The sequence below is a fragment of the Janibacter sp. Y6 genome (assembly GCF_040900765.1).
Taxonomy (GTDB): Bacteria; Actinomycetota; Actinomycetes; order Actinomycetales; family Dermatophilaceae; genus Marihabitans; species Marihabitans melonis.
Genome location: NZ_JAKLYZ010000004.1, coordinates 309354 through 328798, shown reverse-complemented (window position 1 = coordinate 328798; position 19445 = coordinate 309354). Strand labels below are relative to the sequence as shown.

General features: G+C 73.7%; 21 protein-coding genes. 9 read left to right on the top strand and 12 right to left on the bottom strand.

What is annotated here, in order from left to right; all coding sequences use genetic code 11:
• Window positions 1-3 precede the first annotated feature (3 nt).
• Window positions 4-1476 carry a PLP-dependent aminotransferase family protein gene (locus L6241_RS11915; protein WP_368246374.1) on the bottom strand — a complete coding sequence of 491 codons (1473 nt, stop codon included), beginning with the start codon at window positions 1474-1476 and terminating at the stop codon, window positions 4-6.
• Window positions 1477-1561: 85 nt separating this feature from the next.
• On the opposite strand from L6241_RS11915, the gene pdxS reads away from it, so the two are divergent.
• Both pdxS and pdxT read left to right on the top strand, forming a co-directional pair.
• Window positions 1562-2518 (top strand): pyridoxal 5'-phosphate synthase lyase subunit PdxS, encoded by a 957-nt coding sequence (pdxS, locus tag L6241_RS11910; protein ID WP_368246372.1) that lies wholly within the window; start codon window positions 1562-1564, stop codon window positions 2516-2518.
• Window positions 2515-3141, top strand: coding sequence for a pyridoxal 5'-phosphate synthase glutaminase subunit PdxT (gene pdxT / locus L6241_RS11905; RefSeq protein ID WP_368246370.1), 627 nt, complete (start codon window positions 2515-2517; stop codon window positions 3139-3141). Before pdxS ends, pdxT begins: the two co-directional genes overlap by 4 nt.
• A gap of 109 nt (window positions 3142-3250) precedes the next feature.
• Here pdxT and L6241_RS11900 read toward each other — a convergent pair whose 3' ends face one another.
• The 4 genes from L6241_RS11900 to L6241_RS11885 all read right to left on the bottom strand — a co-directional run bounded on the left by L6241_RS11900 (window position 3251) and on the right by L6241_RS11885 (window position 7119).
• Complete coding sequence (locus L6241_RS11900; protein ID WP_368246368.1) at window positions 3251-4243, bottom strand: hypothetical protein; 993 nt, start codon at window positions 4241-4243, stop codon at window positions 3251-3253.
• 69 nt (window positions 4244-4312) lie between these two features.
• Window positions 4313-4900, bottom strand: a complete 588-nt coding sequence (locus L6241_RS11895) for a general stress protein (protein WP_068277412.1) — start codon at window positions 4898-4900, stop codon at window positions 4313-4315.
• An 84-nt stretch (window positions 4901-4984) separates the two neighbouring features.
• Window positions 4985-5857, bottom strand: coding sequence for a trypsin-like serine protease (locus L6241_RS11890; RefSeq protein WP_368246367.1), 873 nt, complete (start codon window positions 5855-5857; stop codon window positions 4985-4987).
• Between the two features lie 59 nt (window positions 5858-5916).
• Window positions 5917-7119 carry an acyl-CoA dehydrogenase family protein gene (locus tag L6241_RS11885; protein ID WP_368246366.1) on the bottom strand — a complete coding sequence of 401 codons (1203 nt, stop codon included), beginning with the start codon at window positions 7117-7119 and terminating at the stop codon, window positions 5917-5919.
• A gap of 180 nt (window positions 7120-7299) precedes the next feature.
• Here L6241_RS11885 and L6241_RS11880 point away from each other — a divergent pair, with 180 nt between their 5' ends.
• The gene (locus L6241_RS11880) at window positions 7300-8151 is read left to right on the top strand and encodes a serine protein kinase RIO (RefSeq protein WP_068277406.1); all 852 of its coding nucleotides are present in this window, start codon (window positions 7300-7302) and stop codon (window positions 8149-8151) included.
• 6 nt (window positions 8152-8157) lie between these two features.
• On the opposite strand, the gene L6241_RS11875 is transcribed toward L6241_RS11880, so the two are convergent.
• Window positions 8158-8769 carry a peptidoglycan-binding protein gene (locus L6241_RS11875; RefSeq protein WP_368246365.1) on the bottom strand — a complete coding sequence of 204 codons (612 nt, stop codon included), beginning with the start codon at window positions 8767-8769 and terminating at the stop codon, window positions 8158-8160.
• Here L6241_RS11875 and L6241_RS11870 point away from each other — a divergent pair.
• Window positions 8753-9130: a hypothetical protein gene (locus L6241_RS11870; RefSeq protein ID WP_368246364.1), complete on the top strand. Its 378-nt coding sequence runs from the start codon at window positions 8753-8755 to the stop codon at window positions 9128-9130. The genes L6241_RS11875 and L6241_RS11870 overlap by 17 nt on opposite strands.
• Window positions 9131-9252: 122 nt before the next feature.
• Here the strand turns inward: L6241_RS11870 and L6241_RS11865 are convergent, their stop codons facing one another.
• The 3 genes from L6241_RS11865 to L6241_RS11855 all read right to left on the bottom strand — a co-directional run bounded on the left by L6241_RS11865 (window position 9253) and on the right by L6241_RS11855 (window position 12161).
• The gene (locus tag L6241_RS11865; protein ID WP_368246362.1) at window positions 9253-10035 is read right to left on the bottom strand and encodes a peptidoglycan-binding protein; all 783 of its coding nucleotides are present in this window, start codon (window positions 10033-10035) and stop codon (window positions 9253-9255) included.
• 173 nt (window positions 10036-10208) lie between these two features.
• A complete protein-coding gene (locus L6241_RS11860; protein ID WP_368246361.1) occupies window positions 10209-11078 on the bottom strand; it encodes a CoA ester lyase in 870 nt (289 codons plus the stop codon).
• A gap of 3 nt (window positions 11079-11081) precedes the next feature.
• A complete protein-coding gene (locus tag L6241_RS11855) occupies window positions 11082-12161 on the bottom strand; it encodes a CoA ester lyase (RefSeq protein WP_068277396.1) in 1080 nt (359 codons plus the stop codon).
• A gap of 115 nt (window positions 12162-12276) precedes the next feature.
• Here L6241_RS11855 and L6241_RS11850 point away from each other — a divergent pair, with 115 nt between their 5' ends.
• The 4 genes from L6241_RS11850 to L6241_RS11835 all read left to right on the top strand — a co-directional run bounded on the left by L6241_RS11850 (window position 12277) and on the right by L6241_RS11835 (window position 15895).
• The gene (locus L6241_RS11850; protein ID WP_123092160.1) at window positions 12277-12789 is read left to right on the top strand and encodes a hypothetical protein; all 513 of its coding nucleotides are present in this window, start codon (window positions 12277-12279) and stop codon (window positions 12787-12789) included.
• Between the two features lie 51 nt (window positions 12790-12840).
• Window positions 12841-14109 carry a CBS domain-containing protein gene (locus tag L6241_RS11845; RefSeq protein WP_123092367.1) on the top strand — a complete coding sequence of 423 codons (1269 nt, stop codon included), beginning with the start codon at window positions 12841-12843 and terminating at the stop codon, window positions 14107-14109.
• Window positions 14102-14677 (top strand): DUF1003 domain-containing protein, encoded by a 576-nt coding sequence (locus L6241_RS11840; RefSeq protein ID WP_123092161.1) that lies wholly within the window; start codon window positions 14102-14104, stop codon window positions 14675-14677. Before L6241_RS11845 ends, L6241_RS11840 begins: the two co-directional genes overlap by 8 nt.
• Before the next feature lie 72 nt (window positions 14678-14749).
• Window positions 14750-15895, top strand: a complete 1146-nt coding sequence (locus L6241_RS11835) for an Mrp/NBP35 family ATP-binding protein (protein WP_201467545.1) — start codon at window positions 14750-14752, stop codon at window positions 15893-15895.
• A gap of 113 nt (window positions 15896-16008) precedes the next feature.
• Here the strand turns inward: L6241_RS11835 and L6241_RS11830 are convergent, their stop codons facing one another.
• The 3 genes from L6241_RS11830 to sigE are packed head-to-tail and all read right to left on the bottom strand — an operon-like array spanning window position 16009 to window position 18643.
• The gene (locus L6241_RS11830) at window positions 16009-16419 is read right to left on the bottom strand and encodes a twin-arginine translocase TatA/TatE family subunit (protein WP_123092163.1); all 411 of its coding nucleotides are present in this window, start codon (window positions 16417-16419) and stop codon (window positions 16009-16011) included.
• A gap of 3 nt (window positions 16420-16422) precedes the next feature.
• Complete coding sequence (locus L6241_RS11825; protein WP_368246359.1) at window positions 16423-17988, bottom strand: S1C family serine protease; 1566 nt, start codon at window positions 17986-17988, stop codon at window positions 16423-16425.
• Between the two features lie 34 nt (window positions 17989-18022).
• A complete protein-coding gene (gene sigE / locus L6241_RS11820) occupies window positions 18023-18643 on the bottom strand; it encodes an RNA polymerase sigma factor SigE (protein ID WP_368246357.1) in 621 nt (206 codons plus the stop codon).
• 169 nt (window positions 18644-18812) lie between these two features.
• Between sigE and L6241_RS11815 the strand changes: the two genes are divergently transcribed.
• Window positions 18813-19445: an O-methyltransferase gene (locus L6241_RS11815; RefSeq protein WP_368246355.1), complete on the top strand. Its 633-nt coding sequence runs from the start codon at window positions 18813-18815 to the stop codon at window positions 19443-19445.

Here is a 19445-nt window from a genome sequence, read left to right as displayed (position 1 = left end):
CCGCTATCGGGCAGCGGGTGACCCGGCACCGGCGAGCAGCGGGCGCAGCCGGCGCAGCCCGCGCTCCAGATGGGGCGAGCCGAGCCCGATGACGAGCCCGTGCCGGGGCAGGTCGGCGCTGACGACGAGACCTCCCGGGTCCGCCCAGTAGTCACCCATGCCGGCGACGAGCACCCCGGCGCGGGCCGCGGCCTCGACGACGGCGTGCTCGCGGGCGGCGTCGGCCCCGACCAGCTCGACGACCCCGTGCAGACCGCCGTCCATGGGGCGCAGGCGTGCCTCGGGCAGGTCGGAGAGGGCGGTGACGGCTAGATCGCGGCGCGCCCGGTAGCGACGTCGCATCCTCCCCGTACGCCGGCGCAGGGCCCCGGCGTCGAGGTAGTGCGCGAGCGCGTCCTGGACCGTGGCCGGCACCGGCGAGCCGAGGTCACCGCGCAGCGCCAGGACGTCCGGGCGCAGCCCGTCGGGCACGAGGGCGTGACCGACCCCGATGCCGGGGGCGAGGACCTTCGCGAAGGACCCGAGGGTGACGACCACCCCGTCATCCTCGCCCCCTCGCCGGTCGAGAGCGGCCAGCGCCGGCACGGGCTCGCCGGTGAAGCGCAGCTCGCCGTCGTAGTCGTCCTCGACGACGACGGCCCCGTGCGCCCGCGCCCAGGCCACGAGCGCGAGCCTGCGGGCGACGGGCATCGCACCGCCGAGGGGGTACTGGTGGCCGGGTGTCACGAGGACGACGTCGGCCGCCGGCTCGTGGTCGAGCAGGTCGACGGACAGCCCGTCGCCGTCGACGGGCACCGGCCGGACCTCGTGCCCGAGGGCGGCGACGACCCTCCGCAGCGCCGGGTACCCGGGGTCCTCGACGACGACGCGAAGGGGGCGGCCCGCCCGCCGCGAGAGGGTGGTGAGGACGAGCTGCAGACCCTCGCGGACCCCGGCGGTGACGACGACGGCGTCGGGGTCGACCGCCGTCCCCCGGGCGACCCGCACGTGCTCGGCGAGCGCGGCACGCAGCGCGGGCGAGCCCTGCGGCGGGTGCTGGGTGCCCGCCCCGGCAGCGGCCTCGCGCCACGCGGCCCGCCACGTCGGGTCGACGAGGCCGCTGACGTCCGGCTGCCCCGGGCGCAGGTCGGCCACGGACGCGCCGACCCGACGTCCAGATCCGGCCGATGAGGTCGAGGTCGGCCGGGTCGCCCGGCCGGGCACCGGGTGGTCGGCGAGCCCGGGGTCGACCCGGGTCGCTCCCTGGTCCGCGACGAGCCAGCCCTCGCCGTGCAGCTGGTCGAAGGCGGCGACGACCGTGCCCCGCGAGACCCCGACCCGCTCGGCGAGCGTGCGGGTCGAGGGCAGGACGTCCCCGCCCCGCAGCGCACCCGACTCGATGGCACGCCGGATCCCGTCGGCGACCTGCACGACGAGCGAGATGCCGGCACCGCGGTCGACGACGAGCGGCAGGTCGACGTCGTGGGGATGTCTCACGCCCCCACGCTACTCGAAGTGGTCCATCGCAGATCCGCCGTTCTGGATCTTCTCACTGGACCACTCCGCGTCGCACGCTGTCCGCATGAGCACGCAGACCCCCCTTCGCCCGACCGACCCGACCGACCCGATCACCCCGAGCGCCGACGGGCCCCGCGCCGGCACCGACCTCGTCAAGCGCGGTCTGGCCGAGATGCTCAAGGGCGGCGTCATCATGGACGTCGTCACCGCCGAGCAGGCGCGCATCGCCGAGGACGCCGGCGCCGTGGCCGTCATGGCCCTCGAGCGCGTCCCCGCCGACATCCGCGCGCAGGGCGGAGTCGCGCGCATGTCCGACCCCGACCTCATCTTCGAGATCGTCGACTCGGTCTCGATCCCCGTCATGGCCAAGGCGCGCATCGGCCACAGCGTCGAGGCGCAGGTCCTGCAGCACCTCGGGGTCGACTACGTCGACGAGTCCGAGGTCCTCTCCCCGGCCGACTACACGCACCACATCGACAAGCACGCCTTCGAGGTCCCCTTCGTCTGCGGCGCGACGAATCTCGGCGAGGCGCTGCGTCGCATCGCCGAGGGCGCCGCGATGATCCGCTCGAAGGGGGAGGCCGGCACCGGCGACGTCTCCGAGGCCGTGCGGCACATCCGCACGATCCGCTCCGAGATCGCCCAGCTGCAGGCGCTCCATGCGAGCGCGCCCGAGGAGCTCTACACCCGGGCCAAGGAGCTCGCCGCGCCGATCCAGCTCGTCACCGAGGTGGCCCGCACCGGCCGGCTGCCCGTCGTGATGTTCACCGCCGGCGGCGTCGCGACGCCGGCCGACGCGGCGATGCTGCGCCAGATGGGCGCCGAGGGCGTCTTCGTCGGCAGCGGGATCTTCCTCTCGGGCAACCCGGCCGCCCGGGCCGAGGCGATCGTGCGCGCGACGACCTTCTACGACGACGTCGAGGCGATCACGGCCGCGTCGCGCGGGCTCGGCGAGGCGATGGTCGGCATCAGCGTCGCCGACATCCCGGCGCCGCACCGCCTCGCCGACCGCGGCTGGTGAGCGCGGCCCGGGTCGGCGTCCTCGCCCTGCAGGGCGGGGTCGCCGAGCACGAGCGGATGCTGGCCGGTCTCGGCGCGACACCGGTCCCGGTCCGCTCCCCCGCGCACGTCGTCGGGCTCGACGCCCTCGTGATCCCCGGCGGAGAGTCCTCGGTGCTCGACCGTCTCGTCGACGTCGCGGGCCTGCGCGAGCCGCTGGTCGAGGCGGTCGGCCACGGGCTGCCCACCCTCGGCACGTGCGCCGGGCTCGTCCTTCTCGCCGCGAGGGTCGAGAACCCCGCCCCCGGCCAGCGCAGCCTCGGCGTCCTCGACGTCACCGTGCGCCGCAACGCCTTCGGGCGCCAGGTCGACTCCGTCGAGACGTGGGCGAGCTGGCGGGTGCCGGTCGGCCCCGACCGCATCCGGGCCGCCGCGATCCGCGCCCCCGAGGTGCTCGACGTCGGTCCGGGTGTCGAGGTCGTCTCGACGATGGCCGTCGACGGCGTCGACCGCGTCGTCGGCGTGCGCTGCGGCGCGGTGCTCGCGATCTCGCTGCACCCCGAGCTCACCGGCGACACCACCGCCCACGAGGCCCTCCTCGCGCAGATCCGCTCGGACGCCCCAGCCCCCGCCCTCACCCGCTGACCCGCCCCCTCCCCCTTCGCCGAGGTATGGAGATCGGTCGCCGGAGGCTCGCTCTGACGACGGATTGCCATACCTCAGCGAAGGGGGGTCAGAGCTGGGCGAAGGGGGGTCAGGGCTGGGTGGTCGTCCGGCGCAGCAGGGCGACGACCTCGCCCGAGACGTCGGCCTCGAGCGCGCCGTTGCTCACGACCCCGCCGGGGCCGCACGCGCCGGTCGTGACGTCGAGGACGACCGGGGCTCCCCGCTCGTAGCGCGCCTCGACCTGCCAGCGGTCGGCGGTGTCGTCGACGCACAGCAGGTCGCCCGACGCCGCGCGGGTGGGCAGCGCCCTGAGCGCCGCGAGCAGGCGTGGGCGGTCGGCCCGCAGGACCGCGAAGGTCCCGCTGCTCCGGCCCGGTACGTCGGTGTCGACGCGGCACACCCACAGGGCGACCGGGTGCGCCGGCACGAGCTCGGAGTCGACCCCGGCACGACCCACCGCCTCGGTGGCGCCGCACACCGGCCGCTCGCCCTGCGTCGGCACGACCCAGCCCCCGTCGGCGACCGCCTTCGCGACCTGCCGACCCACCGCCCCGTCGGTCGTGAAGTCGCCGTTCGAGCCGAGCACGCACGCGTTGGCCTCGTCGGTCGCCGAGACCCACACCGTGCCGGTCGGGTACTCCAGCCCCACGAGCTGATGGGTGAGCGGCCCGCCGACCTCCCCGCACCCGTCGAAGCTGCCGCTGTCCGGCGCCCCGGACAGGTCGGTCGCCACCTGCGCCAGGCCGTCGGTGAGCTCGAGCTCGTCGGAGAGCGGACGCGGGGGCGGGGCCGGCTCGGCGTTCGTCCCGGCCGCGTAGAGGCAGACGAGCGCGCGCCTCGGCGTCCGTGCCGGTGCGAGGGCATCACCCGGGTCGAAGCCGTCCGGCGCGTCGTACGTCGGGACGGCGGGGCGGTCCTCGGTCCCGTCGTAACGGGCGGGGCAGCTCAGCAGAGCGGGCGGCGGGGGTGTCGCCTCGGCCCGGCCGTCACCGGCGCGGGCCGCCGCGGCGGTCGTCCCGGCGAGACCGGCGGCGAGCAGGCCACCCAGGACGAGGGCGACGGCGGGAGAGGGAGATGCCACGACGGCTCCTGACGGCGGGGGTGGTCCCCCTTCGACGCCGTCAGCGCGCGCCTGGTTCCCCCGGGTGCGTCAGGCGCGCGGGTGGTCGCGCGTCTCGCGCGCCGCGCGGGCCGCCGCGGCGCGGTCGGCCTCCTCGCGCATGATGCGGGCCTTCTCGACGGCGGCACGCATGGGGTCGTGCTCGGCGAGCAGCTCGCGCGCCTGCTGCACGTGCCGGTGCTCGACGAGGACCTCGTAGCGGGTCGCGACGACCTGGCTCACCGAGGTGAAGTCGCGCTGCCCGCCGGTCGCCTTGTAGCCCAGCCAGCCCCACACGAGCCCGAAGAAGGCACCGATGATCATCGTCGAGAGCATCCGCACGAGGAACTGCTCGCCGCCCTCGAAGACCGCGAAGACGAGGCCGACGAAGACACCGATCCACACGCCCGAGAGCGCCCCGCCGAGCAGCACGCGCCCGGTCGTGAGGCGTCCGGTGACGCGCTCGATCTGCTTGAGGTCGGTCCCGACGATCATGACGTCCTGCACGGGGAACTCACGGTCGGCGAGGAAGTCGACCGCCTGCTGCGCCTCGGGGTACGCGTCGTACGTGCCGAGCGACTGGGGGAACTCCAGGTGCAGGATCTGCTGACGGGCCGCGGTCAGCGGGGTCTGGCTCATGGCGCGATTGTCTCACCGTCCGCTGGACGAGGGCTGTGAGGGCCGCGCCCCGATCACCCGACCGGGGCACGGCCCGTCGCGGGGTCAGCGCAGGGTGACGAAGGGGGCGAGGAAGGCCCGGGCGGGGGCGGTGTCGAGGCGGTAGGCGACGTTCGTCGCCTTGCACGGGACGTCACCGGTGATCGTCGTCCCGCCAAGGATCTGCTGCCCGTCGACGGTGACGAAGTTCGGGCCGCCGCTGTCGCCGTAGCAGGCGCCGCCGTACCCCTTCGACTCGTCGATCGACAGGCGCACCCAGCTCTTCGTCAGGGCGTTGAAGCCCTCGCTGGCCTTCAGCCGCACGCCGCCACCGGGGTGCGTGTGACCGCCGGGGCCGTTCTGCGCCTCGGCGGTGCCGTAGCCGACGACCGTCCACGGCGCGCGCGCCAGGGTCGTCCCGCCGACCCGGTCGAGCTGACCCGCGGTCGGGAGCGTCGCCGGCGTGAAGTCCCAGACGTCCGCCGGGGTGACGTCGCGCCCGGCGAAGTCGACGACGGCGATGTCGGCGGTGTCGCTCGCAGGGCCGGGATAGCGCGCGTCCTGGTGCGGATGTCCCTCGACGACCCAGCCGTTGGCGAGGAAGAGGTCGGCCTGCGCGCTCGGCGACAGGTCGGCGTGCTCGTCGAGCAGGCTCTGCACGTCCTCCTCGAGCGAGACGAAGGTCCGGGTGCCAGCCGGGGAGCCGTCGGTGCAGTGCGCCGCCGTGAGGAAGGTGTCGTCGTCGACCATCGTCCCGCTGCACCGCCAGTCGAAGCGGTCGGGCACGCCGTCGCCGGTCGTGTCCCACAGCGCGAGGTAGGCGCCGACCTCGGTGCGCTCCGGGGCGGGCTGGGCGTTGTAGGTGTTGATCGCCGCGGCTGGCGAGGCGGCGAGCAGGGTCACCGCACCGGCGGCGGCGACGATGGTGGAGCGCTTCATGGGTGTCCTCTCGAGGGGCGGGCCGAGCGACCCGGCTGGCAGGAGGGTAGACCCCCCGCTCACCCCTTCGCGGGGTAGTCCTTGAGGATCGAGCGGCCGATGATCATCTTCTGGATCTCGGCGGTGCCCTCGCCGATGAGGAGCATCGGGGCCTCGCGGTACAGGCGCTCGATCTCGTACTCCTTGGAGTAGCCGTACCCGCCGTGGATGCGGAAGGACTGGCCCACGACGTCGGCGCAGTACTCCGCGGCCATGTACTTCGCGATCCCCGCCTCGAGGTCGTTGCGCTCGCCCTTGTCCTTCAGCCGCGCCGCCTTGACCATGAGCTGGTGGGCGGCCTCGACCTTGGCGGCCATGTCGGCGATGCGGAAGAGGATCGCCTGGTGGTCGACGATCTTCTTGCCGAAGGTCTCGCGCTGCTGCGCGTACGCCACCCCCAGCTCGAAGGCCCGCATTGCCAGCCCGCACGCCCGGGCCGCGACGTTGACCCGGCCCACCTCGACCCCGTCCATCATCTGGTAAAAGCCCCGACCGGGCTCCCCGCCGAGGATCTTCGCGGTGCTCGTGCGGTGGCCGTCGAGGACGAGCTCGGTAGTGTCGACGCCCTTGTAGCCCATCTTCTCGATCTTGCCCGGCACCGTCACGCCCTGGGCGGTCTCGCCGAAGCCCTCGGTCTTGTCGACGAGGAAGGTCGTCATGTTCTTGTGCGCGCTGTCCGCGCCCAGGTCGGTCTTGACGAGCACCGCGACGAGGTTGGCGCTGCCGCCGTTGGTCAGCCACATCTTCTGACCGGTGATCGTCCAGTCGTCGGACTCCCCGTCCCGCACGGCCTTGGTCTTGATCCCCGCCACGTCCGAGCCCAGCCCCGGCTCGCTCATCGAGAAGGCCCCCCGGATCTCCCCGGTGGCCATCTTCGGCAGGTAGTGCTCCTTCTGCTCGGTCGTGCCGTGCTTGAGGATCATGTACGCCACGATGAAGTGGGTGTTGATGATCCCCGACACCGGCATCCAGCCCCGCGAGATCTCCTCCACGCACAACGCGTACGTCAGCAGCGACTCACCCAGCCCGCCGTACTCCTCGGGGATCATCAGACCGAAGATCCCCATCTCCTTCATCTGATCCACGATCCCCTGCGGGTACTCGTCCGCGTGCTCGAGCTGCTGAGCCACCGGGATGATCTGCTCGTCGACGAACTCACGCACCAGACCCAGCAGGTCGTGCTGCTCCTCGCTCAGGCCGTCGGTCGTCTGCAGTCGGGACATGATCGGTGAGCCGCCTTCGCGTCTGGGGGGCGCGCCGGGGCGCGCGAGAACTCCTCGATCCTGCCTCAGCGCACCGCCGCGGGGACAGGCCCGCCGGGCGTGGGATGGGACACGCTGCGGGCCGCCCGCAGCCGGTAATTCGGTTGCCGGGCGAAGGGGTGCAGCGCTTCCCTGGACGGCATGGCTCACCAACCCTTCCACCTCCCCGCGCGGGAGGGACTCGCCCCGGCGGGCGCCTTCGCCGTCGACTCGGCGCCCGACGCCCCGCCCGAGGGCGAGCGCTGGACCTCGTGGGACCGTGCGAGCCACGGCCCCGGTCCGCTGCCCGAGTGGGTCGTCACCGACCTCGGCGCCGTCGACGCCGATCTCGGCGTGCTCAAGACCGGCAAGGAGGCCGACGTCCACCTCGTGCGGCGCTGGGTGCCCGGCACCGGTCGCGCGTGCCTCATGGCGGCCAAGCGCTACCGCAGCGCCGACCACCGCCTCTTCCACCGTGACTCCGGCTACCTCGAGGGTCGCCGGGTGCGCAAGAGCCGCGAGATGCGGGCGATGGCCCGCCGCACCGCCTTCGGCAAGGAGATGATCGCCGGCCAGTGGGCGATGGCGGAGTTCGCCACGCTCTCTCGGCTGTGGGCCGAGGGCCTGCCGGTCCCCTACCCCGTCCAGCTCGACGAGACCGAGATGCTCATGGAGCTCGTCGGCAGCGACGGCGCCGTGGCACCCCGCCTCGTCCAGCTGCGCCCCGGCCCCGACGAGCTCGCCGACCTCTTCGAGCAGCTGCGGGGCTTCATGCTCGACCTCGTCGAGCTCGGCTGGACCCACGGGGACCTCTCGCCGTACAACGTCCTCGTCCGCGACGGCGACCTCGTCGTCATCGACTGGCCCCAGGTCGTCGACGTCGTCGGCAACCCGCGCGGCATGGACTTCCTCGACCGGGACCTGCGCACGATGTGCACGTGGTTCGTGCGCCGGGGCCTCGAGGTCGACGTCGAGGAGCTCGTCGGCGAGGTGTGCGCGGCAGCCTTCGGGTGAGATCCGTCAGCGCACGACGACGGTGCTGCCCACGGGCATGAGGTCCTGCGACCAGATGAGGTCCATCGCCGGGTCGCTCACCCGCGCGCACCCGTGCGACGCGGGCCAGCCCGGCACCGAGGCCGCGCCGTGGACGGCGATGCCGCCGTTGAAGTATCGCGGGCGGTAGAGCGTGCCGAGCTTCGCGACCTCCGACCCGTCGTAGACCCGCCCGACGGTGAAGGTCCCCGGCGGCGTCACCGCGACGGCGAGCCCGTCGTAGGAGCTCTCGTAGGTCTCGCCCGACCCGGTGCTCGTGCTGATCGCCCACCGCACGCGGCCGTCGCGCACGACGTAGAGCAGCTGGCGCTCGAGGTCGATCTCGACCCGGTCCGGCGTGCCCGCCCCGACCGTCGGCCGGGTCCCCTTCGCCACCGCGCGCAGCGTGCGCGGCCCGGCGACGCCGTCGCGGTCCAGGCCCGCCTGCTTCTGCAGCGCGAGGACCGCCTGCTCGGTGAGACCGCCGTACGTGCCGTCGGCCGTGCCGCCCCAGTAGCCGAGCCGTGTGAGCGCGCGCTGCAGGTCACGGACCCGCGGTCCGGAGTCACCCGGGCGAAGGGAGGTGTCCCGCGGCGTCACCGACGGCGAGGGCGTCGAGGTGCTCGACGACGAGCTGCTGGACGGCGCGCTGCTCGACGACATGCTGCTGGACGAGGTGCCGCTCGTCGACGTGCTGCCGGACGACGGGCTGGTGGACGACGCGCTCGGCGCGGTCGTCGACCGCCCGGTGGAGGTCTGGCTCGCGGGCCCGCCCGCGTCGCTCGTGCCGCCCCCGGCGCAGGCCCCCAGCCCGAGCACGAGACCGGCGACGAGCGCTGCCGACCCGGTCGCGCGACGGCGCTCCCCCTTCGCCCTGCCGACCATCACCATCACCTGTCCTGACCGCCCGAGGGCGAGAAGCTGGTGTGGCGGCGCCCCCTGCGCGCCGCCACACCCCTAGGACGCGGCGACCCCGACGACGGTTGCCCTCGGGCGCCCTTCGTGACCTGCTCGTGACCTGCGGGCAGACCACGGGCCGCGCACCCGGTGAGGTGCGCGGCCCGTGGTGGGGGACGAGAGGGGTCAGTAGACCCAGACGCGGCTGCCGATCGGGGCGAGGTTCGCCGACCAGATGTAGTCGATCGCCTTGTTGTCCAGGCGGGCGCAGCCGTGGCTGGCCGGGTAGCCGGGGATCGAGGGCGAGCCGTGGATCGCGATGCCGCCGTTGAAGTACCGCGGGCGCCACAGGTTGCCCAGGGGCGCGCGACGCATGCCGTCGATGGCCCGCTGGAAGGCGAAGCGCCCGCTCGGGGTCGTCGCGTAGAGGTAGCGCCCCGAGGCCGAGGACCAGTAGCGCTCGCCGTTGCCGGTCGAGGTGTTGAAGACCCACTTCACCTTGCCGGCGCGCACGAAGAGGATGACCTGGCGGCCCTTGTTGATCTCCATGATGTTGCCGCTCTTCGTCCGCGAGACGGGGCGGTAGATCGTGTCGACGGCCTTCCACGTGTTCGGGCCGCAGACCCCGTCGCGGGAGAGCCCACGCATCTTCTGCAGCGCCATGACGGCCTGCTGGGTGCTGCTGTCGTAGACGCCGTTGGCGCCCTTGCACCAGTAGCCGTTGGCCCGCAGCTTGGTCTGCAGGGACTTCACCTGCCAGCCGCGCGAGCCGAGCTTGAGGGTCGGGCGCGAGGCGGCACCGGCCACCGAGGGCGCGGCGAGCGCGGTCGCGCCGACGGCGACGGTGGCCGCCCCGAGACGCAGGACGGTGCGGCGGTCGGACCGGGCGGTCTCGAGCGGCGCGATCTCGAGCGGTGCGATGTCGGCGCGGGTGGTGCCGACGGCGTGACGAGGCTGATAACGAGACATGTGTACGTGCTCCCCTGGACTGATCGGTGCCGGCACCCGATGTGGTGCCCCCCTGCTTCGACGACGCACCGGCCCGTCCGGTTGTCTCGAGCCGCTGACAATCTACTGCGACCTGTCAACACCCGCGAGCACTCATCCCCAGGCGCGCCGGGACGGCCGCGGAATGGGTGACCTCAGCCGCGGGCGGAGATCACCTCGTGGGTCGCGAGCACCCGCTGCGCGACGTCGACGTGCAGCTGCTCGACCATCTTGCCGCCGTAGGTGACGACGCCGCTGCCGGCGCCCTCCTCCCAGGCCGCGAGGACCCCCTTCGCGTCCTCGACGGCCTCGGCCGACGGGGCGAAGACCTCGTTGCACACCTCGACCTGGCCGGGGTGGATGAGGGTCTTGCCGTCGAAGCCGAGGTCGCGGCCCTGCTCGCACTCCGCGCGGAAACCCTCGGCGTCGCGCACGTCGTTGTACACGCCGTCGAGGATCGCGACGCCCGCCTCGCGGGCCGCGAGCAGCGACCACGACAGGGCGGTGAGCAGCGGGGCACGGCCCGGCACGTGGTCGGCCTGCAGCTCCTTGACGAGGTCGTTGCTGCCGATGACGAGGGCGGCGAGGCGGTCCGAGGCACGGGCGATCTCGCGCACGTCGAGCACCGCGGTCGGCGTCTCGACCATCGCCCACAGCCGCGTGCTCTCCGGCGCCCCGGCGGCCTCGAGGGCGGCGACGAGCCGGCGGACCTCGTCGGCGCTGCTCACCTTCGGCACGACGACACCGGCCGGTCCCGCCTGGGCGACCGCGGCCATGTCGTCGTCGTGCCACTGCGTGCCGATGGCGTTGACCCGGATCGTCAGCTCGCGCTCGCCGTACTCGCCCGAGGTGACGGCGGCGCACGCCGCGTCACGGGCGGCGGGCTTGTCGGCCGGCGCGACGGCGTCCTCGAGGTCGAGGATGAGGGCGTCGACGGGCAAGGTCTTGGCCTTCTCGAGGGCCCGGGCGTTGCTGCTCGGCATGTAGAGCACCGAGCGGCGGGGGGTGTAGGCGAGCTCGCTCATCCCTCAGGCCTCCTGCGTCGCGTAGAGCTCGGCGAGCTCCGGGTCGCCGGCCGAGAGGCGGTCGGCGAGCTCGAGGATGACGAGGCACTGCTTGAGGCTCGCGTCGTCCTCCATCTTGCCGTCGAGCATCACCGCGCCCGTGCCGTCGCCCATCGCCTCCTTGACGCGGCGTGCGTGCGCGACGTCCTCGGCGGAGGGGCTGAAGACGCGCTTGGCGATGTCGACCTGGACCGGGTGCAGCGACCACGCGCCGACGCAGCCGAGGAGGAAGGCGTTGCGGAACTGGTCCTCGCACGCGACGACGTCCTTGATGTCGCCGAACGGGCCGTAGTACGGGAAGATCCCGTGCATCGCGCACGCGTCGACCATCCGGGCGATCGTGTAGTGCCACAGGTCCTGCTGGTGGACCGAGCGCGGCGCGGTCACGGGGTCGACCCCCTCGCCGAGGTCGCGGGAGGGGTCCTCGCGCACGAGGTAGCCAGGGTGGCCGCCGCCGACGCGCGTCGTCTTCATCCGCCGGTCCGCGGCGAGGTCGGCCGGGCCGAGGCTGATGCCCTGCATGCGCGGGCTCGCCCCGCAGATCTCCTCGACGTTGGCCATGCCGCGCGCGGTCTCGAGGATCGCGTGGACGAGGATCGGGCGGGTCAGACCGGCCTTGGCCTCGAGCTGGGCGAGCAGGCGGTCGACGTAGTGGATGTCCTCGGCGCCCTGGACCTTCGGGACCATGACGACGTCGAGCTTCTCGCCGATCTGCGTCACGAGGGTCGTGAGGTCGTCGAGCGCCCACGGGCTGTCGAGGCTGTTGATCCGCGTCCACAGCTGGGTCTGCTCGCCCAGGTCGGTCGCACGGGCGATGTCGACCAGGCCCTGGCGGGCGGCCTCCTTCGACTCCGCCTTGACCGCGTCCTCGAGGTTGCCGAGCAGGACGTCGACGGTGCCGACCATGCCGGGGACCTTCGCCGCCATCTTCGGGTTGCTCGGGTCGAAGAAGTGGATCATCCGGCTGGGTCGGGCGGGGACCTCGCGGACCGGGGCGGGCGCCCCGACGGCGAGCGGGGCGAAGAAGTCCTTGGCGCTGCGCATGACGGGGTGCAGGTCCTTTCCGAAGGGGGCAGGGCGAGTCGGTCGCGAACGTACCAGCGGGCGCCCCGGCCCGGTTATGACGCACGACACCCGCCCTCCTGCGAGGATCGGGCCCATGGTCAACCTCAGCGCGGTGACGAGCGAGGCGCTCTCGAAGTCGGACCTGCTGTGGCTGCGCACCCCCGAGCGCGAGCGCGCGACGTGGTTCGCCGTCGTCGGCGCGGGCACCGACCTGCCCGAGGGCTCGGTCCTGCTCGTGAGCGGCGGGGGCGAGCCCGACCTCGGGGCGCTCCCCGACCCGGTCGAGCTCGTCCTGCGCTCGAAGGGGGACGGCCGCCGCCTGCTCGTCCTGCAGGCCCGGGCGCTCGCCCTCGACCCGGCCGACGAGCGCTGGCAGCCCGCCGCCGAGACCGCCCTGGCCGCCCGGCTCAACGCCTCCGACGGCACCCTCGAGCGCTGGCGCGAGGGCGCGACGCTGTGGCTGCTCTCCCCCTTCGGCCAGCCCCTCGACTCCCCGGCGGCCGCGCCCTCGACCGAGCTCGTCGCGGCCCCCGTGCGTCCGAGCGCCGCCGCCCCTCAGGTCCGTCGACCCTGGCACCTCGGGGGTCGGCGCACCCGTCGTCGCTGAGGCTCGACGGCGGCTCGGCCGCACGACGGGTCGGCCACTACTGTGGTCGGCGTGAGTGCCTCGTCCCGCTTCTTCGTCGCCCGGCTGGCGAGCCTCAACGTCTTCGACCCGCTCGGCGACCAGGTGGGCCGGGTGCGCGACGTCGTCGTCACCTTCAGCTCCGGTCGCCGCCCGCGCGTCATCGGCCTCGTCGTCGAGGTCCCCGGTGCCCGCCGCGTCTTCGTCCCGATGACCCGGGTCACCTCCGTCGAGGGCGGGCAGGTCATCACGACCGGGCTGGTCAACATGCGCCGCTTCGAGCAGCGCGCCAACGAGACCCTCGTGCTCGCCGAGCTCCTCGAGCGCACCGTGAGCGTGCGCACCGACGACGGCCCGGTCGAGGCGACGGTCGAGGACATCGGCGTCGAGCAGGCGAGCAACCGCGACTGGATGGTCACCCGCGTCTTCGTGCGCGCCGGCCGACGCAGCACGCGGGGGCTGCTCACCCGACGCCGCGGCGAGACCTTCACCGTCCCCTTCGAGGACGTCACCGGGCTGCACACGAGCGACGCCGACCAGTCGGCCGCGAAGTTCCTCGAGCAGTTCGAGGACTCCAAGCCCGCCGACCTCGCCGAGGTCGTCACCGACCTCACCCCGAAGCGGCGCGCCGAGGTCGTCGCCGCCCTCGACGACGAGCGCCTCGCCGACGTGCTCCAGGAGCTCGACGAGGAGGAGCAGTCCGAGATCATCGGCACCCTCAAGCAGTCGCGTGCCGCCGACGTCCTCGAGGCGATGGACCCCGACGACGCCGCCGACCTGCTCTCCGCCCTCGCGCCCGAGCGCGCCGAGGGGCTGCTGCAGCTCATGCGGCCCGACGACGCCGCCCCCCTGCGCCGGCTGCTCACCTACGAGGAGAACACCGCGGGCGGTCTCATGACGACCGAGCCGGTCGTCCTCGGCCCCGACGACTCCGTCGCCGAGGCGCTGGCCGTCGTGCGCCGCGAGGAGATCGCCGCCGGCCTGGCCGCGACCGCCTACGTCTGCCGCCCGCCGCACGAGACGCCGACCGGCAAGTACCTCGGCATGCTCCACATCCAGCGCCTGCTGCGCGAGCCCCCGCACGCCTCGGTCGGGTCCTTCCTCGACACCGGCGTCGACCCGCTGCGCGCCGACGCGCCGCTCGGCCAGGTGACGCGCACCCTCGCGACGTACAACCTCATCTCGGTGCCCGTCGTCGACGACCAGCAGCGTCTCATCGGCGTCATCACCGTCGACGACGTGCTCGACCACATCCTCCCCGAGGACTGGCGCGACGAGCGGCACGAGGTGACCGATGGCTGAGCGCGACGGCAAGCCCCGTCAGCGGCGTCCCGACGCCCGCTCCGACGTGCGCGTCGACCAGCCGCGCGAGCTGAGCCGGCGCACCCTGCGGCGCCCCTCGAACCTCAGCACCGAGTCCTTCGGCGTGCTCTCGGAGAAGTTCGCCCGCTTCATGGGCACCCCGACCTTCCTGCTGTGGATGTCGGTCTTCGTCGTCGCCTGGCTCGCGTGGAACACCTTCGTGCCCGAGGCGGCGCAGTTCGACCCGCGCTCGCTCAACTACACGCTGCTCACGCTCATCCTCTCGCTGCAGGCCAGCTATGCCGCGCCGCTCATCCTCCTCGCGCAGAACAGGCAGGACGACCGCGACCGCGTCGCGCTCGAGCAGGACCGCGTGCAGGCCGAGCGGGCGCTCGCCGACACCGAGTACCTCACCCGCGAGGTCGCGGCCCTGCGGATCGCGCTGCGCGACGCCGCGACGCGAGACTTCGTGCGCAGCGAGCTGCGCTCGCTGCTCGAGGAGATGGAGGAGAAGGGTCTCGAGGTGCGTCTGCGCGAGCAGGCGGAGGGCCCCGCCCCGAAGGGGTGAGCTCGCTCCCCCTTCGCCCCGGACGCCGGAGGCGATGACGGCGGTGTCGCCGACGGCGCCTAGCATGGAGCCATGCCCTCGACCCACCCCACGATCACCGACGAGATGCTCCGCGAGGCGTTGAGCACCGTCATCGACCCCGAGATCCGCAAGCCGGTCACCGAGCTCGGCATGGTCGAGTCCGCCGAGGTCGACGCCTCCGGGCACGTCGCCGTGACGATCCTGCTCACCGTCTCCGGGTGCCCGATGAAGGACACCCTGACGACCGACACCGAGCGCGCCGTGCGCGGTGTCGAGGGCGTCACCGACGTCACCGTCACGCTCGGCGTCATGTCCGACGAGCAGCGCGCCGAGCTGCGCCAGATGCTGCGCGGCGGCACCGCCGAGCGCGAGATCCCCTTCGCCAAGGCCGGCTCGCTCACCCGCGTGTACGCCATCGCCTCGGGCAAGGGCGGCGTCGGCAAGTCCTCGATCACCGCCAACCTCGCGGCCTCGCTCGCGCAGCAGGGCCTCAAGGTCGGGGTCGTCGACGCCGACATCTACGGCTTCTCGATCCCGCGCATGCTCGGCGTGACCCACCAGCCGACGCAGGTCGACGACATGATCCTGCCGCCCGTGGCGCACGACGTGAAGGTCATCTCGATCGGGATGTTCGTCCCCGGCAACCAGCCCGTCGTGTGGCGCGGCCCGATGCTCCACCGCGCGCTGCAGCAGTTCCTCGCCGACGTCTTCTGGGGCGACCTCGACGTCCTGCTCCTCGACCTGCCGCCCGGCACCGGCGACATCGCGATCTCCATCGCCCAGCTCATCCCGAGCAGCGAGATCCTCGTCGTCACCACCCCGCAGCAGGCGGCCGCCGAGGTCGCCGAGCGGGCCGGCTCGATCGCGATGCAGACCCACCAGCGCATCGTCGGCGTCGTCGAGAACATGTCGTGGCTCGAGCTGCCCGACGGCTCCCGCCAGGAGATCTTCGGCTCCGGTGGCGGCCAGTCCGTCGCCGACAGCCTCACCCGCACCGTCGGCGCCCCCGTGCCGCTGCTCGGGCAGATCCCCCTCGACGTCACCCTGCGCGAGGGCTCCGACGGCGGCACCCCCGTCGTCCTCGGCCACCCGGAGAGCGCGGCCGCGGTCGCGATCCGTGGCGTGGCGAAGGGGTTGGCCTCCCGCTCCCGCGGCCTCGCCGGCCGCTCGCTCGGGCTGAGCCCCACGGCGCGCTGACCGCGCGGTGTCACCCACCGAGGTCACCCACGACGAGGGCCCCCGCCGCGCATGCGGTCGGGGGCCCTCGTCGTGACCGGGCGGGTCGGGCCCAGGGTGGCAGGCGTGCTGCGTCAGGTCGCCTCGAGGTCGTAGGGCGTGCCCTCGAGGGGCTCCGGCGCGGCGTCGTCGTGGCGCACGTCCTCGTCGCGGTCACGACGCCGACGGGACAACCCGTCGATGTCCGCGCGGGTGGAGGTGCCGATCTCGCGCACGTCGCGCACCGAGTCCTCGATCGGCTCGAGGAGCGCCTCGCGCACGATCCGCCGCGGGTCGTACTGGCGCGGGTCGTACTGACGCCAGTCGATGTCCTCGTACTCCGGGCCGAGCTGGTCCTGGAGCTGGCCCCGCGCGTCGTTGGCCATCCGGCGGGCGCCGACGACGAAGCGTGCCAGCTTTTGCGCGTACTCGGGCAGGCGGTCGGGTCCGAGGATCACCACCGCGAGCACGATGAGGATGATGAACTCCCAGCCGTTCATCGGCATGGCTCAGTCCTCCTCCGCGGCCTCGAGCGTCATGGTCAGCTGACGCTCCCTGCCGTCGCGCTGGACCGTCAGCTGCACCGTATCGCCCACGGCCTTGGCCCGGATGCGCACCACCAGCTGGTCGTTGTCGCTGACCCGTCGGCCGTCGATCTTCGTGATGACGTCGCCCGCCTCGACACCGGCCTTGTCGGCCGGCCCGTCGGGCACGACCGGCTCGGTGCCCTGGACCGCGTCGGGCAGCACGCGGGCGCCCTCGCCGGAGTACTGCGTGTCGAGGTGCACCCCGATGACGGGGTGCACGGCCTCACCGGTGCTGATGAGCTGGTCGACGGTGCGCCGCACCTGGGTGCTCGGGATCGAGAAGCCGACGCCGATCGAGCCCGACGCCGAGTCGCGGGCACCCCCGGGGATCTGCGCGATGGCCGAGTTGACGCCGACGACCTCGCCACGGGCGTTGAGCAGCGGCCCGCCGGAGTTGCCGGGGTTGATCGCGGCGTCGGTCTGGATCGCGCTGATGTAGGACTGGTCGCCCTGCTCGCCCGCGGCGACGGGTCGCTCAAGCGCGCTGACGATGCCCGCGGTGACGGTGCTGTCGAGGCCGAGCGGCGAGCCGACGGCGACGACCTGGTCGCCGACGACGACGTCGTCGGAGTTGCCGACGGGCAGCGGCTTCAGGCCCTTGGGGTCGACCTCGAGGACGGCGAGGTCGTAGCTGACGTCCCGGCCGACCAGCTCGGCGTCGCGCCGGGTGCCGTCGGCGAGCTCGACGACGATGGTGCCGTCGTCACCGGCGGCGGAGACGACGTGGTTGTTCGTCACGACGTGGCCCTTGCCGTCGTAGACCCAGCCCGAGCCCGTGCCCCCGCGGCCGGAGCTGCCGACGCGGATCGTCAGCACGCTCGGCACCGCGCGACCCGCGATGGCTGCGACCGAGCCCTCCGGGCGCTCGACGGGCGGGCCGTCGAGAGTGACGACGCCCGTCCCTGCCTGCTGGTCGGCCGCGAGGCCACCGATGGCGCCACCGGCCGTGCCGGCGAGCAGCGCGGTCGCGGCGACCGCGGTCGCGGCACCGAGGAAGGAGACCTTGCGCCGTTCGCGCCGCGGCGCCGCGGCCACCGGGGCCGGGCCGGGGTGCGGGGCGCCCGCGGTCCACGCGGGGTAGCCCTGCTGCTGCGGCTGCCCGTAGCCGTAGCCAGAGCTCGCGGCGTAGGGGTCGTGCTGGGGCTGACCCGCGTAGGGGTCGTGCTGCGCCTGCGGCGCGGCGTACGGGTCGCCCTGAGGGTCGTGAGGCGCGACGTAGGGGTCGTGCGCGGGCCGGTCGCCCGGCTGCGCCCCGGACCACCCGGGGGCGAAGGGGTTGTCTGTCGCGGGAGCGGGAGCGTCCTGCGCGGTCTGCGGCGCGCTCCCGTGGTGCTTGGAGCGCAGGTCGTGCTGCTCGACAGGCGGCGCGTCCTGCTGCGGCGACGCCTGCTGCTGGGGCGGCAACGCCTGGGTGTCCTCCGCCGCGGGCAGCGGCTGGGTGCCGTCGGACCCCTTGGGGGTCTCCGGGTGGTCGCTGCTCTGCGTCATGTCGTCGATTCTGCCTTGCCGGGGCGGGCAGCCGTCACTGCGCGGGGGCGGCGACCGGGAAGCCCGACACCGTCGGACGACCGCGGCGTCCGCCACCGGTGCGGCGCGGGGCGCTCGGGCGCTCGGCGGGCTGGCGGTGGGCGAGCGACTCGCGCAGGCGGGCTCGGCCGCGGTGGATCCGCGAGCGCACCGTGCCGAGCTTGACCCCGAGGACGTCCGCGACCTCCTCGTAGGTCAGCCCCTCGAGGTCGCACAGCACGACGGCGGCCCGGAACTGCGGGGGCAGGGCGTCGAGGGCGGCCTGGATGTCGGCGTCGAGGTGGGTGCGTTCGTAGACCTCGTAGGGGTCCGGGCTCGTCGTGCGCAGCCGGGCCGCGAGGCCCTCGCCGATCGCGTCGAAGCGCAGCCGCTGCGAGCGGCGGGCGCGGTCGAGGAAGAGGTTGGTCGTGATGCGGTGCAGCCAGCCCTCGAAGGTGCCGGGGCTGTAGGAGTCCAGCGAGCGGAAGACGCGCACGAAGACGTCGTGGGTGAGGTCCTCGGCGTCGTGGTGGTCGCCGGTGAGGCGGTAGGCCAGCCGGTAGACCTGCGGGCCGTGCTGCTCGACGACCTCGTGCCACGTGGGCGGGGTCCAGTCGAGCGACTCCTGGGTGCTCACGTCGCCTCCTGTGCGTGCTGCGCGCGGCGGCGGGTCCCGCCGACGTCGCATCTGCCGACACGACGATCTTGGGCCACTCACCTGGGGAAAGCCTGAGCGCTGTCCAGGCCTGCGGCGTGCGTGGAGGCGACCCCGGACCGCCCCGTGGCTGCGACTAGGCTGGCCCGCCATGAGCGGATCGCGCCTGAACAGCTATGTCTACGCCGAGGACTTCGTCTCCGAGCCCGAGATCGCCGAGACCGCCCGCCGCTCGGGCGAGGAGCTCGGCGCCACCCCGGTCGGCACGGGGGCAGGTGCCGCGCTGCGCCTGCTCGCCGCCGCGAGCCGGGCCCAGCACGTCGTCGAGATCGGCACGGGCGCGGGCACCTCGGGCCTGTGGCTGCTCGCCGGCATGCCCGAGGACGGCGTCCTCACGAGCATCGAGCTCGAGCCCGAGCACGCCCGGGCGGCCCGACGGGCCTTCGCCGACGCGGGCATCCCCTCGCAGCGCACCCGCGTCATCGTCGGCCGCGCCGACGAGGTGCTGCCCCGGATGACCGACGGCGCGTACGACATGGTCCACGTCGACGCCGACACGGGCGCCTACCCCGCCTACGTCGAGCACGCGATCCGGCTGCTGCGCCCGGGCGGCGTGCTGGCGCTCGACAACATGCTCTGGCACGACCGCGTCGCCGACCCGGCCCAGCGCGACGAGACGACGCGCGTGCTGCGCGACCTCGGCAAGTCGCTGCGCGACGACGAGCGCCTCCTGCCGGCGCTGCTGCCGGTCGGCGACGGCCTGCTCGCGGCCGTCAAGTGCTAG